The following is a 22,622-nucleotide window of genomic DNA, read 5'->3' as shown; positions in this document are numbered from 1 at the left end:
GCCAGATTCCATAGGGTTTAATGGAAAATCGGCAAAGTTTCCGCTCTAACAAGCAACTATAGAGAAGTGTGGCAAACATGAAGCACGTTCTGCAAACCCTCCAACACAACGGCATATATGTCCCCCAATACGACTTCAAAGGCTTCACCATCAAAATTCGAGGCACACCACTCAAGCTGACCCCAAAAAGTGAGCAGATGGCGGTCGCGTGGATAAAAAAGCGGCAGTCCGCCGCGTCTCCGCCTGACAAGGTTTTCATGAAGAATTTCATGCGCGAATTTCTCGAACAGCTAAAAAAGGAGAATAATCCAACCGTAGGTTTCCTCGACGCCTTCAGTGAGGAATACCTCCAGAAGATAGAAAACACGGCAGACGACATCGGCATCCCCGATGCCGCAATTCATGCAGAAATTGATTTCTCGCAGGTAGCTGACTTTGTGGCTGCGGAAAAACAGAAAAAAGAAGAAATGACCAAAGAAGAGAAGAAGCAGTTGGCGGCGGAACGCAAAGTCAAACGTGAAGAGCTCAAAGCCAAGTACGCCGTGGCGGAAGTGGATGGGCAGAAGCTGGAAATTGCCAACTGGACCGCCGAGCCTTCGTGCCTGTTTGCTGGACGTGGAGACCATCCGCAGCGGGGCAGGTGGAAGGATGGCCCAAGTGAAGAAGACATCATACTGAATTTGCCCAAAGATGTTCCCGTGCCGCCGGGGAATTGGAAAGCCGTGGTTTGGGAGCCACAGAAGATGTATGTGGCGAAGTGGGAAGACAAACTGACGGGCAAAATCAAGTACGTGTGGTTTAGCGACACCGCGTTTCTGAAGCAAAACCGTGAGAAAGAGAAATTCCTAAAAGCCGAAACCTTGGGTAAGCAGATTAAGAAAATTGAAGACCACATCATGCGCAATCTGGACGCGAAAGATGAGAACCGCCGCAAAGTTGCCACGGTTTGCTGGCTGATTTTGCGTCCGAACATGAGGGTAGGTGACGAAAAAGACCCTGATGAAGCCGACACCGTGGGCGCCATAACGCTCCGAAAAGAGCACATAACTATCCAAGGCGACAGCTTGCATTTTGACTTTTTGGGCAAGGACTCGGTGCGGTGGGTCAAAGAAGTACAAGCGCCCCCTGCCGTTATCCGTAACATCGAATACTTCGGCAACAACAGCAAAGAATACCTTTTCGAGGGAATCGACAGCAAAAAAGTGTCCCGTTTCCTCTCGGAAAAAATGCCCAAGCTGACAGCGAAGGTTTTCCGTACGTGGCGATGCACAAAAACCGTGAGGGAAGAACTGGAAAACAGCGGCGTAACCAAAGATGACCCTGAATACCTCAAAAAATATGCAGCTAAAAGAGCGAACCTAAAAGTCGCTGAAGTTGCTAACCACAAACGTAAAGTTCCCGCCACGTTTGAGGACCGGCTATCGAAAAAGGAGGAACGGCTCAAAGAGATGCGGACGCAGTTGGAGGCAAAGAAGACGGAGGGCAAAAAAACCGAATCCCTTGAGAAACGCATCAAAAAAGCCGAACTGGACCTCAAACTCACCCGAGAAGCCAAAGAGTACAACTTAGGCACCTCACTAAAATCCTACATTGACCCGACGGCGTATGCGAAGTGGGCGAAAAAAGTCAAATTTGACATAAACAAATTCTACCCCACGACGCTGCAGAAAAAGTTCAGTTGGGCGCTAAACAGCAGCAGGAAATCGTCGGCGGACTCCGAGTGCGTCACAGTATGAAACTCACCCAAACCAAAGAGGGCACACTGATGGAGGTGTTTGTGAAGCCCAACTCCCCTAAGTTCGTCATCACCGTGGAGGGTGAGGAAGAGGAAGTTGTGGTTCGATGCACCGAGGAGCCAGAGAGGGGCAAAGTGAACAAGAAGCTGCTGAAGGCGTTTTCTAAAATGTTCCACGCAGAAGTTGAGTTGGCGTCGGGGGCAACTTCAAGGCAAAAAAAGCTCCTGATAAAGAATGCCAAAAGTGACGACGTGGAACGCATCCTGCGTGAACAAAGCACTTAGCTGTTTTTTCTGCAGATTATCCAGAAACAGGATTATCCTAAAACTGGATAAGGCGAAAAATTTGGGGTAGTAGCCAAAACCAAAAAACAGGTAGAGGGATAGAGGTCGTCCCCCGCATAGCTGAACTACCAAACCAAACAACCTAACAGTGTTTGTTTGGAGAGGAGAGTTCGTTTTGATTCTGCCTTAAGTTGCGGATGCCTGTTTTCGCCGTTTAATGCTTATTGTGACAACCATTATTGATGCAGCTGTTCCCACGGCAGCAAACGTGATAGCTACCCAGAGGGGTAATTCTGGAACAGAAGGCGAAGGCAGGACAGCAGACGGATTTGGCGAGTCGTGGGTGTCGGAGGGGTCGGAAATCACGGAAACCCGCCTGCTTTCGGAATAGGTCACAAAGACCTTTTTTGCACCTGATGCGTATGTTATACCTTGGGGCTGGTTTTCGATGGGGACAGTTTGGGTCACGGTGTGGGTTGCGTCGGATATTACGGAAATTGAGCTTGAATTATAGTTCGCCACAAAAACTTGACCAACATTCGGGTCATACGCAAGACCAAAAGGGTTGACGCCTACGTTGATGGTTGCTACAACGCTGTGTGTGGCACTGGATATGACTGAGACGGAGCTGGCGTTGTAGTTAGCCACAAAAACCATGTCTCTGCCCCAAGCGTAAACCAAACTCAACGGTTCACCTTCCACAGTTATATTTGCAACCACGGTGTGGGTAAGGTCAGAAATCACCAGGACTTGACTGCAGTTAGCGTGCCCCACATAAACTTCACCCTTATCCGAATCGTAGGCTAAGGCGCAGGGTTGGCTTCCTACAGGGACTGTGGCAACCACCGCTTTGGAGGCGTCGGAAATCACCGAGACGGAACTGGAATTGTAGTTGGCTACGTAGACTTCGCCCATTCCTGAATCGTAAACTACACCAAAGGGCTGACGCCCCACAGGAATCTCTGCAACCACCACATGAGTCCGGGCAGATATCACGGCGACGGCGTCAGAAGCGTGGTTGGTCACAAATAATTCCTCCGTGGCAGAATCGTAAGCTATTCCCACCGGCTGGCTTCCGACGGGTATGTCGGCAACCGCTGTGTTGGTGCTGTCAGATATCACAACCACTGAATCGAAATCCACGTTGGTTATGTATACCTCGCCGTCAGCAGAATCATAAGCCAAACCATAGTAGCCGCCGGGATTTTCCAAAAAAAGCGTGCCAGTCACCTCAAAAGTAGCTGCGACGGCTGACGGCAAAAAACTGGACAACACCAAGAGTAGGATAAGCGGAAAAGGTGAGAGCTGGAACGGTTTCTTCATCTCAGCCATCAAGTAAAATACTGAAAAATGTGTAAAAAGGTTTTGCCAAGCCCGGTAAGCAGCAGCCAGGTCTAATTCGGATTAGGCGTACGACATGTTGATGCTTGCTCTGCGGGCGGTTAGCTTTGCTGTTTGAACCGCAACACCGCGCCGATTCCACCAAACGCGTTCTTCAGCATCTGCCCCTCCTCAGTCTCAGCCGAAATAACCTCCACATCCGTGTTGGAGTACTCAGCAAGCTGGGCAAGGTCATCCACGATGTCAACCTTCTCGGCTACGCCCAAAGAAGGCGCTTCACATTTTGGACACGGCTTTTCCGAGAGCTCTTGCTCAAAAGTTGCCATTTGCACGTTTTTGACGGTTTGCTGCTCGGTGTAGCCGCAGGCGCTACATTTGATTGTGACCCGAGAAAGATCCAAGCTTTCGGAAAGCAACAGCGTTTTTACTGCGCCTGCTTGCAGAGCTTGGCGGACTTCCATTTCGCCGTAGGTTATCAGGCCTGTGTCGTGGCCGACTTCGTAGAGGAATTTCTGCATGAGCTCTTTTTCTTCGATGTAGCGGACTTTGCGCATGATTTCAGGGGCTTTGTCGACCACTTCTTTGACGCCTTGCTCCTCCACGTAGGCGGTGTCGACTACTTCAAGGATTTTGTTTTTGAGTTGGTAGTTGAGGTATTCGCCTTTTTGGAAGTCGTATTTGGTGGGTCCGGGACCAGCCAAAATTATGCCCTTCAAAGTTTCGATTGGCAAGAAAACCTCGTCTGCGTGGTCAGCGACACGATGGAAGTACTCGTTAAGCTGCATGTCCCGCAGTCGTTCGTAACGGCGCGAAGACTGCCCTCCAGCGCGGGTCTTGCCGGTAACCCCTGAGTACATCTGCATCACGATGTTGAGGCTTTTACCCTGCAACGTCGCAATGGTGGCGTCGGTTGCGTCCACCAGCAGGATGCCGTAGGTTTCTTTTTCCCGCAGCATCTCCTGCAGGTGCTCAGTGTGGAAGCGGCTGTCGCATCGGTAAAGGAAAATCTTGATGGGTTCAGGCGGGGTAATAACGTAGGTTTCCATACGTTCGGTTCCTGGTCCGCCGCCTTCTTGAGGGAGTGCACCTGCAAAAATCACGATGCCTTTTTCGCCGGGGTCTTTGAAGAGTTTGAGTTTTTGTTGAACTTTAATGATGGCGTCTAGGACGTTTTTACGGGTAACGTTGGATTTGATGTTGCTTGCGGTTCCGTATTCGTCGCGCAGCATGTTGACGGCGTCGCTGATTTGTTTGCCCGGGGGCAGATAAAGGGTAATGAGCTCGGTGTGGCTGCCTTCCTTGTTGGCTAACACACTCAGAGTCTTGCGTAGGCGAAACAGTTCAAGGGAGGATTTTTTTGCGGTGCTCAAATTTTTTCACAATTTTTCTGTTTAAAGTCCATAAAGTACTTGCGGTTAAACTAAAAGTTCCGTTGAGAAAAGAAGGGAAAGTTAGGTGGCGCCGATGGCGTCTTTGAGGAAAGCCTTGAAGGGACCCAGCTTTCCACCGTAGTTGCCTGAACTGATTTTTACCACACCAGGCTGACACGCAGCGGCGGTTACGCCTTGCTTCATGCCGTTCTTCACTGCATCAAGGGTTAAGCCGTTCATGACGATTTCGTAGACGCACTGCACACCTTCAGGAACCACCGTGTCGGGAACCAACGTTCGCAGCGTGGGGCAGTAGGGATGGTTGGTTGAAGCTTTCAGTTTGTATTTAAGGCTGCCTGCTTTGCTGCCTGCGCGACAAACTCCGCCGGGGAACTGCATGATTACGTCAGGCGCATTTGCACGGATGGCGTCGGCGGCTGCTTCTGCGGCTTTGAGTCCTGCCTCTTGGGTTTGGGCAAAAATCATAAAGTTACCGCCTGCAACTGCTTGGGTGGCGCCAAAACCTTCTTCGACGATAAAGTTGCCTTCCATAACGGGGATTTTCCAGCATCTTCTACCGCCGACCATAGCTTTCTTTTGGAAGCCGTCACCAAAGTATCGGAGACTGCTACCAACAGTGAGGGTGCGTTTGCCTACAAGCCCGTTGAAGGCTGCGGTCGTGGGGCAAGTTAGGGTACATTGACCGATACGCTGCATAAGTTGCTCTTTAAGTTCGAATCGGTCACGGTTATAAATTTGAATAAGCACACCTGGACGCTTGTCAGGTGTCTGGTCTGCTGGAACGGCTCGTTCGATTGCGGCTTCCGCAGTAGCCTCAATTACGCTTGTGGCAAAACCTGTGGTCAGGCTTGCGGCGATTTGCGCCCATTTCTCGTTTTGAGCGGTTATGAGAACTCTTCCCGCCCAAAGACCAAACATTTCGGCGAAAGTGTCTTGGATTTTCACCGTGTTTCCTGCGGGCGATTTAACATTGAAGACTTTCTCTTTGTCGTCGTAACCGAGAATTTCCAGCTTGATATTGTCGCTTGACATGAGTGAGACCTTGAATTGTGTTGTGTCTGGTATGATTTAAGAGTTTTCGTGACAGACCATGCAGCTTAAAGGGCATTCTTGGGTGCTTTCCGCGTTTCTGGAATTTTTGAACGTTGCGGAGTGGCGAAGCGAACGTGTAGTTTTCGGGTTACCCTGCCGTTAATGCGTTCCTTTTTCTTGGCAAATAGAAGCAACGTCGCCTTTTTCTAACAAGCAACACCACGGCGGCGACCAAAAGCACTCCGAGAATCGCCCATGTGGGAAATTCGGGGATGGAAGGGGAGGGCGTTGGGCTTAGGGAAGGCTCTGTGGTTGTGGTGGGTGTTTGGGTGGGTTGAGAAGAAGTATGCGAGGCGGGAACTTCTGGAAGGGGTACAGGGTTGAGGAGGGGGTGGTGGTCGATGCTGTTGGGGTTTACTTCAAAGTAGGTGTCGCCTATGCCGGAGTTGCCGATTTCGGAGGCGTTGGGGTACCGTGTGTGGTAGTCGCTCCAGTAGTTGCCCACTGTGCCGTTGTCCCAACGGTTGGTTTCTGGACCAAAATACCACGGGTTAGAAACCTGCAAGTTCCCCTCAGTGCCCCCTTCCACAGAAGTGTTGTCGAGGAAGCTGTTGCAGTAAATCAGGTTGTTGTTTGTTTGGGCGGGGGAACTGCTAAGCTGCATAGCCCACATGCTGTTTTGTTTGAGGGTGTTTTGGAAGATGATGTTTTTGCCGCCCATGTAGATGTAGATGCCTAAACCGTTTTGGGCAAGGTAGTTGTCTACAACAAGGTTGTCCGTGGAGGTTGCAAGGCTTATCCCTTGGTCGAGGCGGGTGATGTTATTAGCTTTAACCAGGCAGTTGTTGGCGGAGGATAAGCTAAGGCCCATGGAGGGTAAATCTGGGGAGGTAAAGCCTGAAAGAAGGTTTCGGGTAACAGACACGTTACTTGACCCCACAAGGGTTACGCAGCTGCCACTGTTGCTTATAACTGCGTTTTCGGTTATGGTGACGTCTGTGCAGGCATTCAAGGAAACGCCTTCAGAGTTATTGCTCAACAGGTTTTTTGTGATTGTGACATTGCTTGTTGAGTGCAGAATTATCGCCTCGCTGTTGCCCGAGATTTTGAGGTTTTGCACGGTGATGTTGGTGCAGTTCCCCAGCCCCACAAACCCCGCATCCAAAGGAACAGCCCTGTCGTGCATGCCAATCCAGTAGTAGATGGGTTTGCCGCGGATTGTGTTGGAGGTGTCGATTTCTTGGAAAAAATCATCGTAGGAGTGGTAGCGGATTTCCAAGTTGTTGCTTGGGCTGCTGAGTTGGTTTCCCGTGAGGACGTTGCTTCCGCAGTAGCCGAGGTAGAGGTCGATTTTGTTGTCGGTGAAGGTGTTGTGGATGATTTGGTTGTTGGTTGAGGAGGATTGGAAGAGCATGCCGTACTCGTTAAAGCCCGTTACACTGTTGCCCTCTATGCGGTTGTGTTGGGAATTGCTGACCCAAAACCCAGTCTGGTAGCCTTCGTCGCTTGGAGCCACCAGCGTGTTGTTTAGTATGGTGTTGCTTTTGGAGTCCTGCAGATAGATGCTGTGGACAAAGCCGTCGATGATTAGGTTTTTGACGGTGACGTTTTTCCTTTCGGTAAGGTCTACGCCTCTGTCGATATAGCCGTAAGCTCGAATACGGTGACCTGCACCGTCAATTACGACGTTGTCTTTTTGCACAGCGATTCCCGCAAAAAAGTTGGTTTCATCCCGTGAAATGTCAATGTCAGCCGTTAACGTGTACAAGTTGCCTTCCTGCTTGATGTTGGCTGTTCCTTCGACGCTACCGTCTGACAGGATATTGATGCTTATTGGTGGTGTGGATGCCCAATGAATCTGCGCCAAGGCAGGCGCAACCTCAATTAACCCAAAAGCAGCAAAAGTAACCAGCAAAACTACAATGACCGGACACTTTATCATTTAACATTCACTCTCCGTCTGTAAACAACGGCAAACGCAAACATCACAACCATAACCAAAGGGATAATTTCGATGGGAAACTCTGGGACGGATGAAGTTGGACTGGGTAGAGTTTGCGTCTGCGTGGGTGAAGGCGTAGCAGTTGTGGTTGGCAATGTGCCGTGTCCAAGTGGCAAGTATTTTTCGTTTGCGTGGCACCGCATGGATGCAATTTTGTCCCATGCAGCATCCCACTCTTCTTGAGACGCTCCACCGGGGACGGTAACGGTTACGCTTGAATTGGTTCCGCCAAGAGCATACAGCGTGTCGTTGATGTTGACTAAGGCTAAATCGGAACGCCCTGTAGGCATTTGACGCCCAAACGACCAACTGTCCGTTTCGGGGTTGTAGATTTGGACGTGGTCGCAGAAGCGGATATACCATCCCGCGCTCACGATGTTTCCGCCGATGACGTATATGCGTTTAGGCGCTATAGCTCCTGTGGTTATGGCTGCGGCGCCTCCTCTGACAGCCTCCTGGAGAGGCGTGCCCTGCGTCCACTGGTTAGTCTGGAGGTCATAAACCTGTACTTGCGTAAGGGCAGACTGGTGAAGGTCACCAGCGTATCCGCCCATTATGTAGATTTTGCCGTCTAAAACCACAGAAGAGTAACCTGTGACTGCTGAGGGCAACAGAGCCATTTGCGTCCAAGAATCGGTTTTGGGGTCGTAAACCTCATTCACGTCAGTGGTGGCTGTCACGCCGTAAGGGGCGGGTTTTGCTCCACCTATGACATAGATTTTGCCGTCAACCACACAAGGGGTAAATCCAGCCCGCTCGGTTGGCATGGCGGTTCGGTTTTCCCAAGTGTCTGTTGAGGGGCTGTACATTTCGGTGGTTTTGCTGCCTATCACATAGATTTTTCCGCCGCATTCAGCGACTCCACCGTTCCCGCCATAGACAAAGGAGGGGCTGGGCGTTTTCTCAATCCAAGTGTCTGTCTGCGGGTCATATTGCATGTTAACGTTGCTGCCCACAAAGTAGATTTTACCATCAACCACTGCCGCGCCTAAGGTGCCGTAGAATTTGGGTTGCAACGGCGTCATCGCAGCCCATGAATCGGGTCCAGTGGACCAGATGTAGGGGATGGGGCTGGGGGTTGGGGAAGGCATTGGAATGGGAGGTAGCGTTGGAGGCGGCGTTGGAAAAACGTTTGGGAGGAGGTCTTCAGGGGAGGTTAGGGGTATGAGTTCTGCCCAGGGGTTGGGTAAAGGGGGAATTACGCTGGAAACTGGAGGCTTGCTCATTAAGGGATGGTTGTCTGTGTGGTTAGGGTAAACCAAGTAGGGCGTATCCCCCGTGCCCAAATCCGCTAATTCGCTGGCGTTAGGATACAGCGTCAAGTAGTCGTCCCAGTAGTTGCCCACTGTGCAGTTGTCAAACGAGTTAGAGCCAAGCACCTCCCAGTTAGTGCCAAAGTTTTTGGCGTTGTTCTCAAAAAGGTTACCAAAAAACAGGTTGTTATCTACTTGACTGTGGGTTCCACCCATCGCCAACCCATACCCATCATGACCATACCCGAGATTGTTGGCGATTTGGTTACCGTAAAACACGTTGTAGGAGCCGTTGCCCAACAGAATCCCCCACAAACCCGCGTCCTCCACAGTGTTACCCGCAAACAGGTTGCAGGAACCACCAGTTCCTGTGTAGCCGATGGCAATGCCTACGCCACTGCCGCTTTCTTTGTTGTTAGTGACTATGTTGTAGTCGGCTCCAAGCAGATGAATACCCACGCCTTCCCCGCCGATGAAAGAGTTTCCTGTCACGGCGTTTTTGGAGCCCGTTAACGTGATGCCGCCAGCGCCGTTTTGATTGATGAAGTTGAAGGTGCCCGTAACAGACATGGAAGTGGCGCGGTTGCCTGTTAGGGTGTTGTTGGAGCCCACGACAGCAAGGGAGCTTAGTGTGTTGTTGATTATTTTGCTTGCGTTACCTGTGAAGTAGAATCCGAGTTGGGCTGTTTGAGTTTGAAAGCTGTTGTCGGCGATTTTGAGGTTGTTGCCGTTTGCAGAGATGTCGCCGCCGTCGCTGACTATGTTCAAGCCGATGAGGTTGACGTTGTCAGCGTTGATTTGGATGGAGTGGTTGTAGACCATCAGGATTGAGCCGAAATAGTTCACTTGGTGTTGGGGCGGATGGAGATTCACCGTAGCGCCACCAATGGTTGAGCTTATGAGGGTAAGAGGCTTGCTTACCTGCAAAGTCTGCTCGGTGTAGACGCCCTCTTTGATGAGCACCGTGTCGCCTGAAGCGGCGTGGTCAAGGGCAGCCTGAAGGGAAGCGTAATCGTCGGGCACAACAATTATCGTGGCGCCTGCACCCAAAGGCACAAGAAAGAAACATGACGCAACCAAACAAGCCACAGACAAAACCACAGAAGCAGGTTTATTCATCGGGTTGCCCTCCACGTTTTAAAACCAAGAAAAACGCAAAAACCGCAGCCCCCAAAGGCAGAAGCATCAACGAAGGAAACTCGAACAGTAGGGAAAACCGTGGAACTTGAGGAGGAACTTGACGGGGTGTTTACGGTGAAGAAAACGGTGCTTGAGACATGGTTTGTCCAGCTGTCGTTGGTGGTTACTTTTAGCTCGTGGGTACCCTCGGACAGATTATGGAGGATTGTGTTTGCGGAGGTGACAAACCATTTCTCGTCATCTAAGCCTTCGCCTACGCCTACAAGGGAAACGTTGGCGTTTCCGTCTAAGCTGTAGACTGCGGCGGAGATGGATTTGTTGTAGAAGTGGGAGTCAGGAGTTTTTATTACCACATCCAAAGGAACACAAGCCGAGGCATACTCGGTTCCGTTGACGGGGGACTGGACAGAGAATCGGTAGGGTATTACGGGGTTAGCGTCAGCCTCCTTGACCATTTGGATTTGGACAAAGCCTAACAGCACAAAGGCTGCCAATGAAACGGTCAACACGAGAGGCTTTTGGGACATTACCATCTAGAAAAGCACAGGTTTGATTGCCTAAGAGGGTTTTTGTCAGGGTTTCTTGACTAAAAACACCCCGCTGCTGCCTAATGTCAGGTCAAGGTTTCTTGACCAAGCACGGTCGTGGACACTACAGGTTTGTCAGCTGTAGGAAAAAGGCTTGGTTAAAAAAATGATACATTAGTTTATGACTAGTCCATCAGCACTGACGCTAGCGTCTGCCCTTTGTCATCGCCCTTCTGTACTGTTATTGCAAAGATGTAGACGCCGTGTTTCCAGGTGTGCATTTCGGTTGGGATAACGTTGATGTAGTAGAAGCCGGGCAGTCTGCCTTCAAAGAATGTTGCTATGTAAACGGGTACGCCGCCGGGCGCGGAAATCATGGGGTCAACCTTCACGTCATCTTGCGTTAACCCTGAGAGGGGGTTGCCTTCAGTGTCGGTGACTGAAACGCAGATATAGTTTGACAGCCGGTTTCCGGGCGCGGCTACCGTGTCTTCAGTTATAGCGGTTACGATTAATCGTGCCATTTAAACCACCAAGGTGCTTTCTTTAGGTTAGAGGGCTTGTTCTTAAAAGCCTTCCGAAGTTAAACAATTGATTATAATAAGGGGCGTTTTCTTTTTCGGGAAAAATCTGTTGCAAACTTGAAAAGTAAGCTTACGGCGATGAGCAAAAAGATGCCTATGGCAAAAAAGGTGCTTGAGATGGCGCCGGTGAAGTTCCAGTAGATTAGCAAGGCTCCTACGGCAATGTAGATTACGGCGAAGGCAAGGGTTGTGAGGTCGGCTTTGCGGGTTTGGCTTAAGGGAGCCATGGATTCATCTTCAGGACATGAGGGAAGAGAAGAGGTTAAAGGTTTCCGTGTAAAAGGGCAGTTGGCAGGTTAAGGTTTGGTTTCAGTTTGGCGGAGTTGTTGTTCGAGGGCTTTTTGCTGTTGCTCGGTGAATTGTTCTTCTAGGCAGATGGGGCATCGGAGCACTTTGAGTTTGCGTAGTATGGTGCCGTTGATTTCTACGTCCACTTCAGCCTCGAGGAGTTCTACGAGACATATGGGGCAGATGGGGGCGCCTGCTTTTAGGGTTGGTTGGCGGGGGGGTTGGGGTTTGTGGGGCACGGTTGTTCGTCTTCCAAAACGTTTATGGTATTTATGTGTCTTACTAGGCGCGGGTTAGGGGTTCGGGGCTGTTTTCGGGCAACCGTTTTTCTACTGCTGAGTGCGGAAATCGTCATTTTTTTGTGTTGTATGCATTTTAATTGCCTTAAAGATACGGATTACGTAAATAAAGTATTGAATTCGGAAAGGCTTAAATAAGCCCCTGCAAGAATAATTCTCCGCAAGAGGTTAAAACACATGACGCTATTTAGCGGTTGTTACACCGCCCTCATCACCCCCTTCCGCGCAAACCGCGAAGTAGACTACGAAGGGTTACAAAGAATTGTAGAATTCCAACTAGCAAACGGTGTCAGCGGCATCCTAGCTTGCGGCACCACAGGCGAAAGCGCCACCCTAGACTGGAATGAACATAACAAAGTCACAGAACGCATCCACGAATACACCCACCAAAAAGGCACAACCATCGCAGGCGCAGGCAGCAACAGCACCCAAGAAGCCATCGAAGGCACCGTCCACGCCCAACACCTAGGCATCCCCGCCGTGCTCCTCGTTGACCCCTACTACAACGGCCCCAGCAGCCTCGAAATTCGCCGCGAATACATCGAACCCGTCGCCAAGCAGTTCCCCGACATGCAAGTCATCCCCTACGTCATCCCTGGGAGAACAGGCACCCAGCTTCTTCCCCAAGACCTCGCCATACTCCACGCTACCTACCCCAACGTGCGTTGCGTCAAGGAAGCCACAGGCAACTTGGACAATGCCCGCTTAACCCGCCAAGTCTGCGGAAGCGACTTTGACATTCTCTCAGGCGACGACGACAAAACCTTTGCCATGATGTCGTCCCCAGATATGGCAGCGACAGGAGCCATCTCCGTGACCAGCAACTACGCCCCCAAGGCAGTCAGCGACATGATGCGCCACATCTTAGACGGAAACTTGGAGCAGGCAAAGCAACTCTACGAAACGCTGCAACCCCTCTTCAGTCTAGTCACCGTTAAGACCCAAGAACCAACCCCCTACGGCCCCGTCACTGTTAGGGCACGCAATCCTCTTCCAGCAAAGACCCTCATGAACATTTTAGGCATACCTTCAGGCCCCTGCAGGCAACCGATAGGCAAGATGACCCATACAGGACTGGAAGTTGTGCTATCCACCGCACGCAAAGTCCACCAAGAACACCCCGAAGTTTTCACACCCATAGAACAGTTCTTTGGCGTTGACCTCTCCGACAGACTCAACAATGAACGTTACTTGGAGGGCTTATTCTATGCTTAAGCTCTGTATCGCAGGCGCCGCCGGCAGAATGGGTCAGGCAATTATTGGGGAAGCCACGGCAAAGGGACACCAGATTGTGGGGGCCGTCGAAGCCGCAAATCACCCAGCCATAGGCAAAAGCCTTAGAGAACTGGGCATCGTCAACTCAGACACCTCCCTCATGGGACCCGACAACCTCTGCGACGCCGTCGCCGACGCCGACGTCTACATAACCTTCACGTCGCCCGCCGCAGAAGTGCTCAACCTGCCCGCCGTCGCAAAGATGGGCAAAAGAATAGTTTTAGGCACCACGGGCTTGACTGCGGAGCAGAACCAGATAATCCGTGCTGCCGTCGAAACCAAGGTTCCCGCCGTGTTCTCTCCCAACTACAGCGTAGGCATTAACATACTCTTCAAGTTAGCCGAAGTGCTCAAGGCATTACCCCCCGACTACACCTTTAGCATAAGCGAAATTCACCACACCGCCAAAAAGGACGCCCCCAGCGGAACCGCCGTAAAACTCGCCGAAATTGTTTCAGGCATACGAGGCTACACCACAACCGTCCACGGCAGAGAAGGCATCAGCGTCCGAAAACCAGAGGAACTTGAAGTGGTGGCGATGCGTGCAGGCGGCGTTCCAGGCATCCATGACCTGATTGTGGCGGGACCCAACGAGATGCTTCGCATCGAACACACAGCCTTTAACCGAAACGTGCTGTCGCAGGGTGCGGTTGTTGCGGCAGAGTGGATAAGCAAACAACAAACCCCCGGCATCTACAGCATGGCAACCGTGTTGGGGCTTTAACCACCAAAGTTTTTATCCAAGAAAACCCCACAAAACAGAGGAATCGATAGAAATGTCCTCAAAACGTAAAGTAGCAATATTGGGCGCCACTGGAGCCATCGGTCAAAGATACATCCAACTTCTCCAAGGGCACCCATGGTTCCAAATTGAAGTTTTAGCAGCCTCAGAGCGGTCAGCAGGCAAAAAATACCGCAACGCCTGCAACTGGACAATGGAATCCGAATTACCCAAAGAAATCGCAAACTTAACCGTCGCTGACGCTAACCTTGAAGCCGTACAAAAGGCAGGCAAAGTAGACTTGGTCTTCAGTTCGTTGCCTGGAGACCCTGCTGGACCCGTCGAGGAAGAATTCGCGGCGCAGTACCCTGTGTTTAGCAAGGCATCTGCGCACCGTATGGAAACCGATGTTCCCCTGTTGATTCCTGAAGTGAATCCTGAGCACCTTGCTCTTGTTGCTGTTCAGCAGAAGAACCGTGGCTGGAAGGGCTTCATAACCACTGACCCTAACTGTAGCACCATCCAGATGGCTTTGACGCTTAAGCCGCTTATGCAGTTTGGGCTTCAGCAAGTTATGGTTACAACTATGCAGGCGCTTAGCGGCGCAGGCTACCCAGGTGTTCCCTCATTGGACATCATCGACAACGTGGTGCCCTACATCGGCAAAGAAGAAGACAAAATGGAGTCCGAGTCCAACAAGATACTGGGCACCTTCAACGGCAAAGCAGTACAAAACGCCCAATTCGTGGTGAGCTCCAGCTGTAACCGCGTCCAAGTTATAGACGGCCACTTGGAGTCGGTTTTTGTGAAGCTGGACAAAAGCCCGGCTGCAGAGGAAGTTGCCGAGGCATTTCGGAGCTTCAAAGGCGAACCTCAAGCGCTCAAGTTGCCTTCAGCCCCCGAAAACCCCATCATTGTCAGAGAAGAGGCGAATCGTCCCCAACCCAGATTTGACCGAGACGCAGGCAAAGGCATGTCGGTTTCAGTGGGCAGAATCCGAAAAGACCCCATCATGACCCTCAAGTATATGTGTCTGGGTCATAACACCATTAGGGGCGGCGCTGGCGCAGGAATACTAAGCGCGGAGCTTGCAGTCGCCAAAGGATTAGCTTAAAAGCTAATTCCATATCATTATCTGAAGAGAGACGATACTGGTGAGATTGAGTGAATACTCTTAACGAACCCTTAGAGAACCGAAATGGGCAGCTTTTCATCGACGGGGTCCAAGCGAAGACGCTTGCTGAAAAGTTTGACACTCCCCTTTACGTTGTTAGCGAATGCCGAATCCGAAACAACTATCACCGCCTGCAGGAAGCGTTGACTCAGAATTATAAGAAGACAAAGATTTTCTATGCAATGAAGGCAAACTCGAATCTTTCGGTGTTAAAGATTCTGGAAACGGAAGGCGCCAACTTGGATGCGGTTAGTCCAGGCGAAGTCTTCACGGCTTTGACCAGCGGCTTTACCCCAGACCGCATTCTGTTCACGGGAACAAGCGTACGCACCGACGAGCTCAAGTTTTTGGCAGACGCTAACGTCACCATAAACATCGACAGCCAATCCCAACTGGACAGGCTGCTGAAAATCACGGTTCCAAAAATCTTGTCAGTTCGAGTGAACCCCGAAATCGGTGCAGGACACCACGACCACTGCATAACCGCGGGCAAGCAATCCAAATTTGGAGTTTGGGAGCAAGACGCCGTCCGCGCCTACACAACCGCAAAAGAAGCAGGTGTGGAGCGTTTCGGCATCCACATGCACATTGGCTCAGGTATTCTTGATGTGAAGCCGTTTCTGGGGGCGCTGGACAAGTTTCTCTCTGTAGCAAAGCGAGTTCACGAACAGGTAGGCATGGATTTTGAGTTCATAGACATCGGCGGAGGCTTAGGCATACCGTACAAGCCTGAAGATAAGACGCTGGATTTGCAGGTGTTCTCTGACAATGTTCTCACCCTATTCAAAGCGAAGACCAGCCAGTACGAGCTTGGGGAACCATATTTACACGTAGAACCAGGCAGGTATTTGGTCGCGGATGCGTGTGTCCTGTTAACCTCGGTGAACACCGTCAAGGTTACGCCTTACCGCAAGTTTGTAGGCGTAGATGCAGGCTTCAACACGTTGGTTCGCCCTGCAATGTACGGAAGCTATCACCATGTCTTGGTAGCCAACAAGCTGGTTGCTACCGACGAAGACAAATACGACGTAGCTGGACCCATATGTGAGTCAGGCGACCTGCTTGCTAAAGACCGAAGTCTGCCCAGAGTTGAAGAAGGCGACCTGCTAGCGGTGCAGAACGCTGGAGCATACGGATACAGCATGAGCAGCCAATACAACTCGCGTCCCCGAGCCGCTGAAGTCCTGGTCAAGGAAGGCAAGTACCGCCTGATTCGGGAACGGGAACAGCTAGATGACCTCATGCGGGGACAGTATCAGACGACGGAGTGGAAAGGATGAACTTTTGGAAGATGCATGGGTTAGGCAACGACTACGTCGTCATCGATAACCGCGACGGAAAAATCGCCGACAAAGACACATCCGTCTTTGCCAAGAAGCTTTGTGAACGCCGATTCAACGTCGGCGCCGACGGACTTTTGCTCGTTTACCCCTCAACCAAGGCGGACGTGCGGATGCGTATCTTTAACGCGGACGGCAGTGAAGCTGAAATGTGCGGCAACGGCATCCGATGCTTTGCCAAATTCTGCTACGAAAACAACATCGTCACGAAAACCGAGTTTGAAGTAGAAACTTTGGCGGGTGTGAAGCCTGTCTGGTTAACCCTTCAAGACGGGGAGGTCAAGTTGGTTAAGGTGGATATGGGTGCACCTGATTGGAATCGCCAAACCCTGCCGATGATGGGTGAGGGCACATGCATAAACGATGACCTACTGGTAGACGATGAAACCTACAGCGTAACCTGTCTTTCCATGGGCAACCCCCACTGCGTCATATTCGTCGAAAACACCGACGAGTTTCCCGTCGAATACATTGGACCCATGATTGAAACCCACAAAGCATTTCCCAAACGAACCAACGTCGGCTTTGTCCAAGTAGTGGGCAAGAACGAGTTGAACGTGCGGGTTTGGGAGCGAGGCTGCGGCGAAACCCTTGCATGCGGCACGGGAACCTGCGCGGCGGTTGCAGCAGCAAACAAGCTGGGAAAAGTCAAAGACAAAGTTACCGTACACGTGTTGGGCGGCGACCTGCAGGTAGAAGTAGGGAAAACTCTGTTTTTGAAGGGAGCCGCGGAGAAGGTTTTTGAAGGAAGACTCTTCTAAGTAGGCACGTGACCGAAATGAATGTAGAGTTCGCTGACCGAATTAAGAGACTTCCCCCTTACCTATTTGCAGAAATCGAAAAACAAATCAAAGACAAGAAAGCCGCAGGCGTGGACCTTATTTCTCTGAGCATAGGCGACCCCGACCTTCCCCCGCCACAGGTCGTCATTGACGCCCTGCAAGAAGAGGCAGCCAACCCCAAAAACCACAACTACAGCTTCAGCCAAGGCGAAACTGATTTTCGCGCCGCCGTCAAATCATGGTACAAGAAGCGTTTCGGCGTTGACGTTGCTCAGGAACAAGTGGTTGCGCTTTTGGGCAGCAAAGAAGGCATAGCCAACGTCGCAAGGGCGTTTGTGAACCCAGACGACAAGGTTTTGTGTCCTGACCCCGCGTACCCCGTGTACGCCAACGGCAGCACCATCCTCTGCGACGGAACCCCAGTGGCGATGCCGTTGATGGAAGAAAACGGATTCAAACCAAACTTTGAAACGTTGCCAACCGAGGGGGTTAAAATGATGTTTCTCAATTACCCCAACAACCCCACAGCCGCCACCGTAGACAAGGCGTTTCTGAAGGAGGCGGTTGATTTTGCCAAAGACAACAACATCATCCTCTGCTACGACAACGCATACTCAGAAATAACCTACGACGACTACCGTGCGCCTAGCATTTTGGAAATTGACGGCGCCATGGAATGCGCCATCGAATTCAACTCGCTCTCCAAAACCTTCAACGTGACGGGAGATCGCATCGGCTTTGCAGTAGGCAACAAAGACTTGGTGGCAGGCTTAGCGAAAGTGAAAGCACAAATTGATTCAGGTCCACCGGTGTACACTCAAAAAGTCGCCGTCAAAGCCCTCAACACCTACAACGGTCCAGAGCAGCCAGAGTTTCTGCGCCAAACAAACCAGATTCTGCAAGAACGCCGCGACCTGCTGGTGAAAAACCTCCACGACATAGGCTTTGAATGCGAAAAACCTAAGGCAACCTTCTATGTCTGGGCCAACTGCAAGGGCGACTCCATGAAGTTTGCCGCCAAACTGCTCGACGCAGGAGTAGCTGTAACCCCGGGCGTTGGGTTTGGCGAACACGGAGAAGGCTACGTTCGAATTACGTTTACGCAGCCAGCTGAACGCATACGGGAAGCCTGCGAAAGAATCCGCGGGCTTTTCAAGTAACTTTTTCTTTTTTCTTTTGATAAATTAGGCAAGAACCAAAGTTTGTGTTGAATTCACGTTTTTTGCTTGAAACGCTGAAATACGGCTCCGAAACCTATAAAAGCTTTTTTTGTTGCAGTTCTTCGAGCGCTTCCGATGAGCCGAAAAGAAATTTTCAGTCGTATACCGATGAAGCGGAGACTAAAAAAGCAGAGCCGCAGATTCACGTTTGTTTTTTATCAAGCGCTCTACGGGCCCTTCGTGTTTTTCCGAGCCATCTACCGCCAACTCATTCTTTTGGCGTTGATGATTGTTGGGGGCGCAGTGATTTACTCTTATTATGAGCAGCTTCCGCTTATGGGGGCAATTCTTGCGGCGGTTTCCACGGTGACTACGCTGGGGTTCTATTCGCCAAACGGAGGAAACCTGTACACGATGGACCCAACGGAATCCGCGCTCTTAATTACTATGATTGTGATTTCTGTAGGTTCAGTGGCGTCGATACTCCAAAGTAGCGTGAACACGCTTGCGAAAGGGGACTTAGCTAAGGGGCAGGTTGGAAAACGGTTGATGAAGAAACTTAAGGGGCACGTTATCGTTTTCGGATACACCCATCTGGGCAGATACGTTACGGATAAGCTGGATGAAATAGGCTTAGACTACGTTGTGATAACCAAGAACCCAACCAAATACGACGAGATGGTAAAACGCAACTTTTTTGCTGTGCTAGAATCAGAAAATCAACCCTTGGAAGCATTAACCACAGCGGGGATAAAACAGGCCTCCATGATTGTCGTGGCTCACGAAAAAGACCCCGACAATATGCTCTCCATTCTCAGCGCCAGAAAAATGCGTCACGACATCCGAATAGTCAGCGTCATTCACAACCCCAGCCTCACCGAAACCGCCAAAAACGCAGGCGCCGACATGGTCATCCCCTCCTCGGTAACAGTGGGGCATCTGCTGGCGCTTTCCGCGGTGACCAAAAACATTGTGGGCGTGGTTTTCTCTGAAAGAATTGGGGCACACGAGATTGCCGAGTTTTCGGTTTTCAAATCCTCAAAGCTTATCGGAAAGGGCATGCAGGAAATTTCTAAAGCAGCCACCATTATTGGGGTTCTGCGTCGGGGGGACGTTATTCAGAACTTGTTTGACCCGAACTTCAGGATTCAGGAAGACGACACGTTGCTGGTTTTTGGTGACCCCGCTAACTTGATAGAGTTGGAAAAGCAAGCCAAAGCCCTCTAACAACAAATTTCGCTTGATTTTTGCGAAAAGAGCAGGCAGTCGCTGTTCTTTTTGGAGAACAAGGTGTTCTCGGGGGAGAGCTATTAGATGGCGGGCGTTTCATGTATTTGATGAGTATGGTCAAGCTTTCAGCAGCCACGAAGGGTCTATTGATTGTCTTTTTGATAGGTGCCACCACATTTTCATTGTTACGTGGTTTTCTTTTAATCAGAACATAGAAATTCAAAAACAAAACAGTGCTCTTCAAAGCCAGAATGCTGCCCTCTTAAGTTATAATTCTGAACTCAAAAACCAACTTGACGAGCTTAACAAATCAATAAGTGATATACAGAGCACTGCGGAACTGAAAATTACATCATTCTCGCATAGTGGTCCAATCTCTGTTGTTTTTGGTTGGACAGCATGGGATTACACCGCCCAAATTGAGAACTACGGTAAAAATAATGTAAGCAATGGAATTCTTGAAGTTAACTTGATGATCAGTAACGGTCAATTAATCAGGGGTGTTGTTCAGCTTCCAACGCTTATTGCAAGTGAAAGCCAAGAAATTAGAGGGCATGTTGAGGGCTCAGGAGTTTCAATTAATTTTATGGAATTAAACGCAACTTGGCAGGTTACTCTAAAAGCACCGTATACAGTTCACCATCAAACCTACAAATAAAAAAAGAATTGAGTGAGACTCAATTTTGGAGTTTACTGTTTGGCGGCTTTGTCTTTCTCGAGCTTTTTAAGAATCTGGGCTTTGCCGATGTCGTAGGCGATGGAGTAGTCAAACAGTCCCGATGCGGCTTCAGTGGCGCGTTTAATCATGTTGGTTTCGATTTTGATTTTAAGCTTACCAATGGCAAGTGCACCAATACCAAACACGCCAGCAGCAATCTCTTTGCTGTCGTCGTTTGAGCCTAAGCCTTCAACGCCCAAAGGCTTAATCGCGTTAATGTCAGCAACTATCTTGCATTTTGTTGCGCTCTTGAGGTCAGCGGCGCTAAGCAGCTGGATACCTCCGGCACCTGCCGCCAGAATAATTTCGGCGTCCTTCACTGCCTCAGCTGTCTGCTCAGGTTTGCTAACTTCGATTACTTTGACACGTTCCGCGCCTGCTTCTTTGTTGATTTTTTCCGCGACCGCTTGACCTTTCGCCATCGTGCGAGAAGTGATTGTTACGTTGGCTTTCTCGGCGGCGTAGATTCGGGCTGCGGTTTGTCCGACAGGGCCTGTGCCTGCGAGGACGGTGACGTTTTTGCCTTCCAGCGTACCAAACCCTTTCTCGAGGGATGCGCCAAGGGTTTTTGCTACGGCTGCAGCGGCGGTTGAGTAGCCGCCTCGGGGGTCTACGATGATGCTGTTGCCCCACGGCGCGGAAGCCATGCATTTCTGGGTGGCTTCAACAACTTTTTCCACCATGTCAAAGTTGCTGCCGTTGATGAAGATTTTTGTGTGTGCCGCACCCATGGGTCCACGGGGGAAAAGCAGGTCGTAGACGATTTTTGGTGCTTCTTGGTCATTGACGTTTTCGTACTTGAAAATCATGGAGTCGGGAAAAGCGTCGATGGCGACGAGCATGTCAAAGGGGCTGCAGTATTTGTCTGTGTCTAGGAAAACGAAAACTGTTTTGAAACTTGGTTGTGCCATTTTAAGTTCACACCTGAATAAGCAGAGTGAAGCGGTTGACGCATTTAAGAATTACCACCAGCCCCCGAACCCCCGCAGCATCGGTAACTGGAAACATGCAAAAGTCGCTTATGGGTCATCTACTTGTTTTGCCTTAGGTTGCTCTGGGTTAGTAGGGTGACTACCTTTTTGATAGCCCTATCCCATCTATGCTTTCTGGTTTTAACAAGGTTTTGGACTCAAATTCCGGTAATAGCCACCTTTGAGGTCCCGCAAGAAACTTTGCAACAGACAGTTTTTCTTTACACAACAAACCTTTACAAACACTCTTTTAGCTAAGTTGAACCCATAATTACCTGCTGATGGCTATGAGCAAAAAGGCATTCATAGCAGCAATCACAACCTCACTCATTCTCATCTCAATACTAGCAGGAATGCAAGACATACTAACTGTTGAGGAAACTAGAGCTAATTTTATGGGTCCGCCTCTTCCACCTGAGGTAACAATTTTTTCTCCGATTCAATTGGGCAAATATAACACAAGCGATGTTCCTTTTGATGTTAAAGTTGAGTTATTCGATTGGACCTTCATAGATGTGGAACAGCTCAAGTGGCTAAATTATAGCTTAGACAAACAAGAAGCAGTACCAATACAGACTGAAACATACACGAAGGGTCCGGTAAGTCCAAGTTGTCTTGTAACTGGAAATGGCACACTATGGAGCTTATCTGAGGGGAATCACAGTTTACGTATCCAGGGAGAAACAACATTCGACAAAAAATTTAACGCTTCAGTCACATTCTTAGTAGAAACAGCAAAGCCAACTACAAATATAGCTCCAACAGCTAAACCGTCTAAACTACCTACTCCTAGTCCCACTCAAAGCCTAATGGAATTGCCCTATGCTGCAGGAAACTTTTACCCATTGCCTAACTCTACAAATGTTTCTCTTAACACAACAATTTCTATTTCATTTAGTAGACGCCCCTCAATTTGTAACATGTCCATATCACCAAATATAGCCATAAAGGAGAGAGTTTTCAGAGCGGAAGGCATTGATGCAACATTCATTTTTTATTTATCTGAACAACTACAGCCAAAAACAACATACACTGTAACAGCGACTTATGGACAAGAAACTGCTCCAGAAGGCTCTAAACCAACAACCACTAGAACCTGGCACTTCACAACAGAAACTAATTCACCGATGCAACAACCAACAGCAACACCTAGTCCTTCGCCTACAATCCCCGAGTTCCCCACTACAATAATTGTATCTTTTTTAATTGTAGCATTAATCGCTACAGCGACGTTACACAGGGCGAAACTAAGCTCAAACCAAAATAAAAAAGAGAAGCATTGACCAGAAAATGAGGGGTTCAGGACGTGATTGGAATGCCACAATTGGTTTATTAGTTTGCCAACCAATTCTCTCTAACTCGGGAAGTCGCTTG

At 49.9% G+C, this 22,622-nt stretch carries 21 protein-coding genes; 11 read left to right on the top strand and 10 right to left on the bottom strand.

The features are described from left to right. The first annotated feature begins 77 nt into the window (after window positions 1-77). Together ACBZ72_13220 and ACBZ72_13215 are read left to right on the top strand one after the other, a co-directional pair. Entirely contained in the window at window positions 78-1,736 is a 1,659-nt protein-coding gene (locus ACBZ72_13220; protein ID XES77116.1) for a DNA topoisomerase I, read from the top strand. Beyond that, entirely contained in the window at window positions 1,679-2,020 is a 342-nt protein-coding gene (locus ACBZ72_13215) for a DUF167 family protein (protein ID XES77115.1), read from the top strand. The genes ACBZ72_13220 and ACBZ72_13215 overlap by 58 nt, the downstream gene beginning before the upstream one ends. 186 nt (window positions 2,021-2,206) lie before the next feature. On the opposite strand, the gene ACBZ72_13210 is transcribed toward ACBZ72_13215, so the two are convergent. The 9 genes from ACBZ72_13210 to ACBZ72_13170 form a co-directional block, all read right to left on the bottom strand. Continuing rightward, the gene (locus ACBZ72_13210) at window positions 2,207-3,343 is read right to left on the bottom strand and encodes a YncE family protein (GenBank protein XES77114.1); all 1,137 of its coding nucleotides are present in this window, start codon (window positions 3,341-3,343) and stop codon (window positions 2,207-2,209) included. A 119-nt stretch (window positions 3,344-3,462) separates the two neighbouring features. Then, the gene (gene prf1, locus ACBZ72_13205; GenBank protein XES77113.1) at window positions 3,463-4,731 is read right to left on the bottom strand and encodes a peptide chain release factor aRF-1; all 1,269 of its coding nucleotides are present in this window, start codon (window positions 4,729-4,731) and stop codon (window positions 3,463-3,465) included. Window positions 4,732-4,812: 81 nt separating this feature from the next. Continuing rightward, on the bottom strand, window positions 4,813-5,784 hold the full coding sequence (gene fhcD / locus ACBZ72_13200; GenBank protein XES77112.1) for a formylmethanofuran--tetrahydromethanopterin N-formyltransferase: 972 nt from the start codon (window positions 5,782-5,784) through the stop codon (window positions 4,813-4,815). 148 nt (window positions 5,785-5,932) lie between these two features. Then, window positions 5,933-7,726 (bottom strand): nitrous oxide reductase family maturation protein NosD, encoded by a 1,794-nt coding sequence (locus tag ACBZ72_13195; GenBank protein ID XES77111.1) that lies wholly within the window; start codon window positions 7,724-7,726, stop codon window positions 5,933-5,935. Beyond that, window positions 7,723-10,158: a kelch repeat-containing protein gene (locus ACBZ72_13190; protein XES77110.1), complete on the bottom strand. Its 2,436-nt coding sequence runs from the start codon at window positions 10,156-10,158 to the stop codon at window positions 7,723-7,725. Before ACBZ72_13190 ends, ACBZ72_13195 begins: the two co-directional genes overlap by 4 nt. After that, a complete protein-coding gene (locus tag ACBZ72_13185) occupies window positions 10,155-10,712 on the bottom strand; it encodes a hypothetical protein (protein XES77109.1) in 558 nt (185 codons plus the stop codon). The genes ACBZ72_13190 and ACBZ72_13185 overlap by 4 nt, the downstream gene beginning before the upstream one ends. A 179-nt stretch (window positions 10,713-10,891) precedes the next feature. Next, complete coding sequence (locus tag ACBZ72_13180; GenBank protein XES77108.1) at window positions 10,892-11,230, bottom strand: hypothetical protein; 339 nt, start codon at window positions 11,228-11,230, stop codon at window positions 10,892-10,894. A 71-nt stretch (window positions 11,231-11,301) separates the two neighbouring features. After that, window positions 11,302-11,517, bottom strand: coding sequence for a hypothetical protein (locus ACBZ72_13175; GenBank protein ID XES77107.1), 216 nt, complete (start codon window positions 11,515-11,517; stop codon window positions 11,302-11,304). Window positions 11,518-11,586: 69 nt separating this feature from the next. Continuing rightward, window positions 11,587-11,817: a hypothetical protein gene (locus ACBZ72_13170; GenBank protein XES77106.1), complete on the bottom strand. Its 231-nt coding sequence runs from the start codon at window positions 11,815-11,817 to the stop codon at window positions 11,587-11,589. A gap of 237 nt (window positions 11,818-12,054) precedes the next feature. Here ACBZ72_13170 and dapA point away from each other — a divergent pair, with 237 nt between their 5' ends. The 8 genes from dapA to ACBZ72_13130 all read left to right on the top strand — a co-directional run bounded on the left by dapA (window position 12,055) and on the right by ACBZ72_13130 (window position 20,217). Then, window positions 12,055-13,092, top strand: a complete 1,038-nt coding sequence (dapA, locus tag ACBZ72_13165; protein XES77105.1) for a 4-hydroxy-tetrahydrodipicolinate synthase — start codon at window positions 12,055-12,057, stop codon at window positions 13,090-13,092. After that, the gene (gene dapB / locus ACBZ72_13160) at window positions 13,085-13,876 is read left to right on the top strand and encodes a 4-hydroxy-tetrahydrodipicolinate reductase (protein ID XES77104.1); all 792 of its coding nucleotides are present in this window, start codon (window positions 13,085-13,087) and stop codon (window positions 13,874-13,876) included. The genes dapA and dapB overlap by 8 nt, the downstream gene beginning before the upstream one ends. Window positions 13,877-13,928: 52 nt before the next feature. After that, entirely contained in the window at window positions 13,929-14,987 is a 1,059-nt protein-coding gene (gene asd, locus ACBZ72_13155) for an aspartate-semialdehyde dehydrogenase (protein XES77103.1), read from the top strand. A 50-nt stretch (window positions 14,988-15,037) separates the two neighbouring features. Next, a complete protein-coding gene (gene lysA / locus ACBZ72_13150) occupies window positions 15,038-16,327 on the top strand; it encodes a diaminopimelate decarboxylase (protein ID XES77102.1) in 1,290 nt (429 codons plus the stop codon). Then, the gene (gene dapF / locus ACBZ72_13145; protein XES77101.1) at window positions 16,324-17,148 is read left to right on the top strand and encodes a diaminopimelate epimerase; all 825 of its coding nucleotides are present in this window, start codon (window positions 16,324-16,326) and stop codon (window positions 17,146-17,148) included. The genes lysA and dapF overlap by 4 nt, the downstream gene beginning before the upstream one ends. Before the next feature lie 17 nt (window positions 17,149-17,165). Then, window positions 17,166-18,329 (top strand): aminotransferase class I/II-fold pyridoxal phosphate-dependent enzyme, encoded by a 1,164-nt coding sequence (locus tag ACBZ72_13140; GenBank protein XES77100.1) that lies wholly within the window; start codon window positions 17,166-17,168, stop codon window positions 18,327-18,329. A gap of 135 nt (window positions 18,330-18,464) precedes the next feature. Beyond that, a complete protein-coding gene (locus ACBZ72_13135) occupies window positions 18,465-19,556 on the top strand; it encodes a TrkA family potassium uptake protein (GenBank protein ID XES77099.1) in 1,092 nt (363 codons plus the stop codon). 13 nt (window positions 19,557-19,569) lie between these two features. Then, on the top strand, window positions 19,570-20,217 hold the full coding sequence (locus ACBZ72_13130) for a hypothetical protein (protein XES77098.1): 648 nt from the start codon (window positions 19,570-19,572) through the stop codon (window positions 20,215-20,217). Between the two features lie 32 nt (window positions 20,218-20,249). Here the strand turns inward: ACBZ72_13130 and ACBZ72_13125 are convergent, their stop codons facing one another. After that, window positions 20,250-21,188: a methylene-tetrahydromethanopterin dehydrogenase N-terminal domain-containing protein gene (locus ACBZ72_13125; GenBank protein ID XES77097.1), complete on the bottom strand. Its 939-nt coding sequence runs from the start codon at window positions 21,186-21,188 to the stop codon at window positions 20,250-20,252. A 347-nt stretch (window positions 21,189-21,535) separates the two neighbouring features. Between ACBZ72_13125 and ACBZ72_13120 the strand changes: the two genes are divergently transcribed. Continuing rightward, on the top strand, window positions 21,536-22,531 hold the full coding sequence (locus ACBZ72_13120; GenBank protein XES77096.1) for an Ig-like domain-containing protein: 996 nt from the start codon (window positions 21,536-21,538) through the stop codon (window positions 22,529-22,531). The last annotated feature ends 91 nt before the right edge of the window (window positions 22,532-22,622 follow it).

The sequence above is a fragment of the Candidatus Bathyarchaeia archaeon genome (genome assembly GCA_041447175.1).
Classification (GTDB): Archaea; Thermoproteota; Bathyarchaeia; order Bathyarchaeales; family Bathycorpusculaceae; genus JADGNF01.
This window is presented reverse-complemented; position numbering and strand designations above follow the sequence as displayed.

Excerpts from the sequence above, each read along its gene's own strand:
- ACBZ72_13120 (XES77096.1), top strand. The coding sequence starts at position 21,536 with ATGAGCAAAAAGGCATTCATAGCAGCAATCACAACCTCACTCATTCTC.
- ACBZ72_13220 (XES77116.1), top strand. The coding sequence starts at position 78 with ATGAAGCACGTTCTGCAAACCCTCCAACACAACGGCATATATGTCCCC.
- asd (XES77103.1), top strand. The coding sequence starts at position 13,929 with ATGTCCTCAAAACGTAAAGTAGCAATATTGGGCGCCACTGGAGCCATC.
- dapB (XES77104.1), top strand. The coding sequence starts at position 13,085 with ATGCTTAAGCTCTGTATCGCAGGCGCCGCCGGCAGAATGGGTCAGGCA.
- ACBZ72_13190 (XES77110.1), bottom strand. The coding sequence starts at position 10,158 with ATGAATAAACCTGCTTCTGTGGTTTTGTCTGTGGCTTGTTTGGTTGCG.
- ACBZ72_13140 (XES77100.1), top strand. The coding sequence starts at position 17,166 with ATGAATGTAGAGTTCGCTGACCGAATTAAGAGACTTCCCCCTTACCTA.
- ACBZ72_13125 (XES77097.1), bottom strand. The coding sequence starts at position 21,188 with ATGGCACAACCAAGTTTCAAAACAGTTTTCGTTTTCCTAGACACAGAC.
- ACBZ72_13195 (XES77111.1), bottom strand. The coding sequence starts at position 7,726 with ATGATAAAGTGTCCGGTCATTGTAGTTTTGCTGGTTACTTTTGCTGCT.
- dapF (XES77101.1), top strand. The coding sequence starts at position 16,324 with ATGAACTTTTGGAAGATGCATGGGTTAGGCAACGACTACGTCGTCATC.
- ACBZ72_13135 (XES77099.1), top strand. The coding sequence starts at position 18,465 with ATGAGCCGAAAAGAAATTTTCAGTCGTATACCGATGAAGCGGAGACTA.
- ACBZ72_13210 (XES77114.1), bottom strand. The coding sequence starts at position 3,343 with ATGAAGAAACCGTTCCAGCTCTCACCTTTTCCGCTTATCCTACTCTTG.
- ACBZ72_13180 (XES77108.1), bottom strand. The coding sequence starts at position 11,230 with ATGGCACGATTAATCGTAACCGCTATAACTGAAGACACGGTAGCCGCG.
- ACBZ72_13175 (XES77107.1), bottom strand. The coding sequence starts at position 11,517 with ATGGCTCCCTTAAGCCAAACCCGCAAAGCCGACCTCACAACCCTTGCC.
- fhcD (XES77112.1), bottom strand. The coding sequence starts at position 5,784 with ATGTCAAGCGACAATATCAAGCTGGAAATTCTCGGTTACGACGACAAA.
- dapA (XES77105.1), top strand. The coding sequence starts at position 12,055 with ATGACGCTATTTAGCGGTTGTTACACCGCCCTCATCACCCCCTTCCGC.
- ACBZ72_13185 (XES77109.1), bottom strand. The coding sequence starts at position 10,712 with ATGGTAATGTCCCAAAAGCCTCTCGTGTTGACCGTTTCATTGGCAGCC.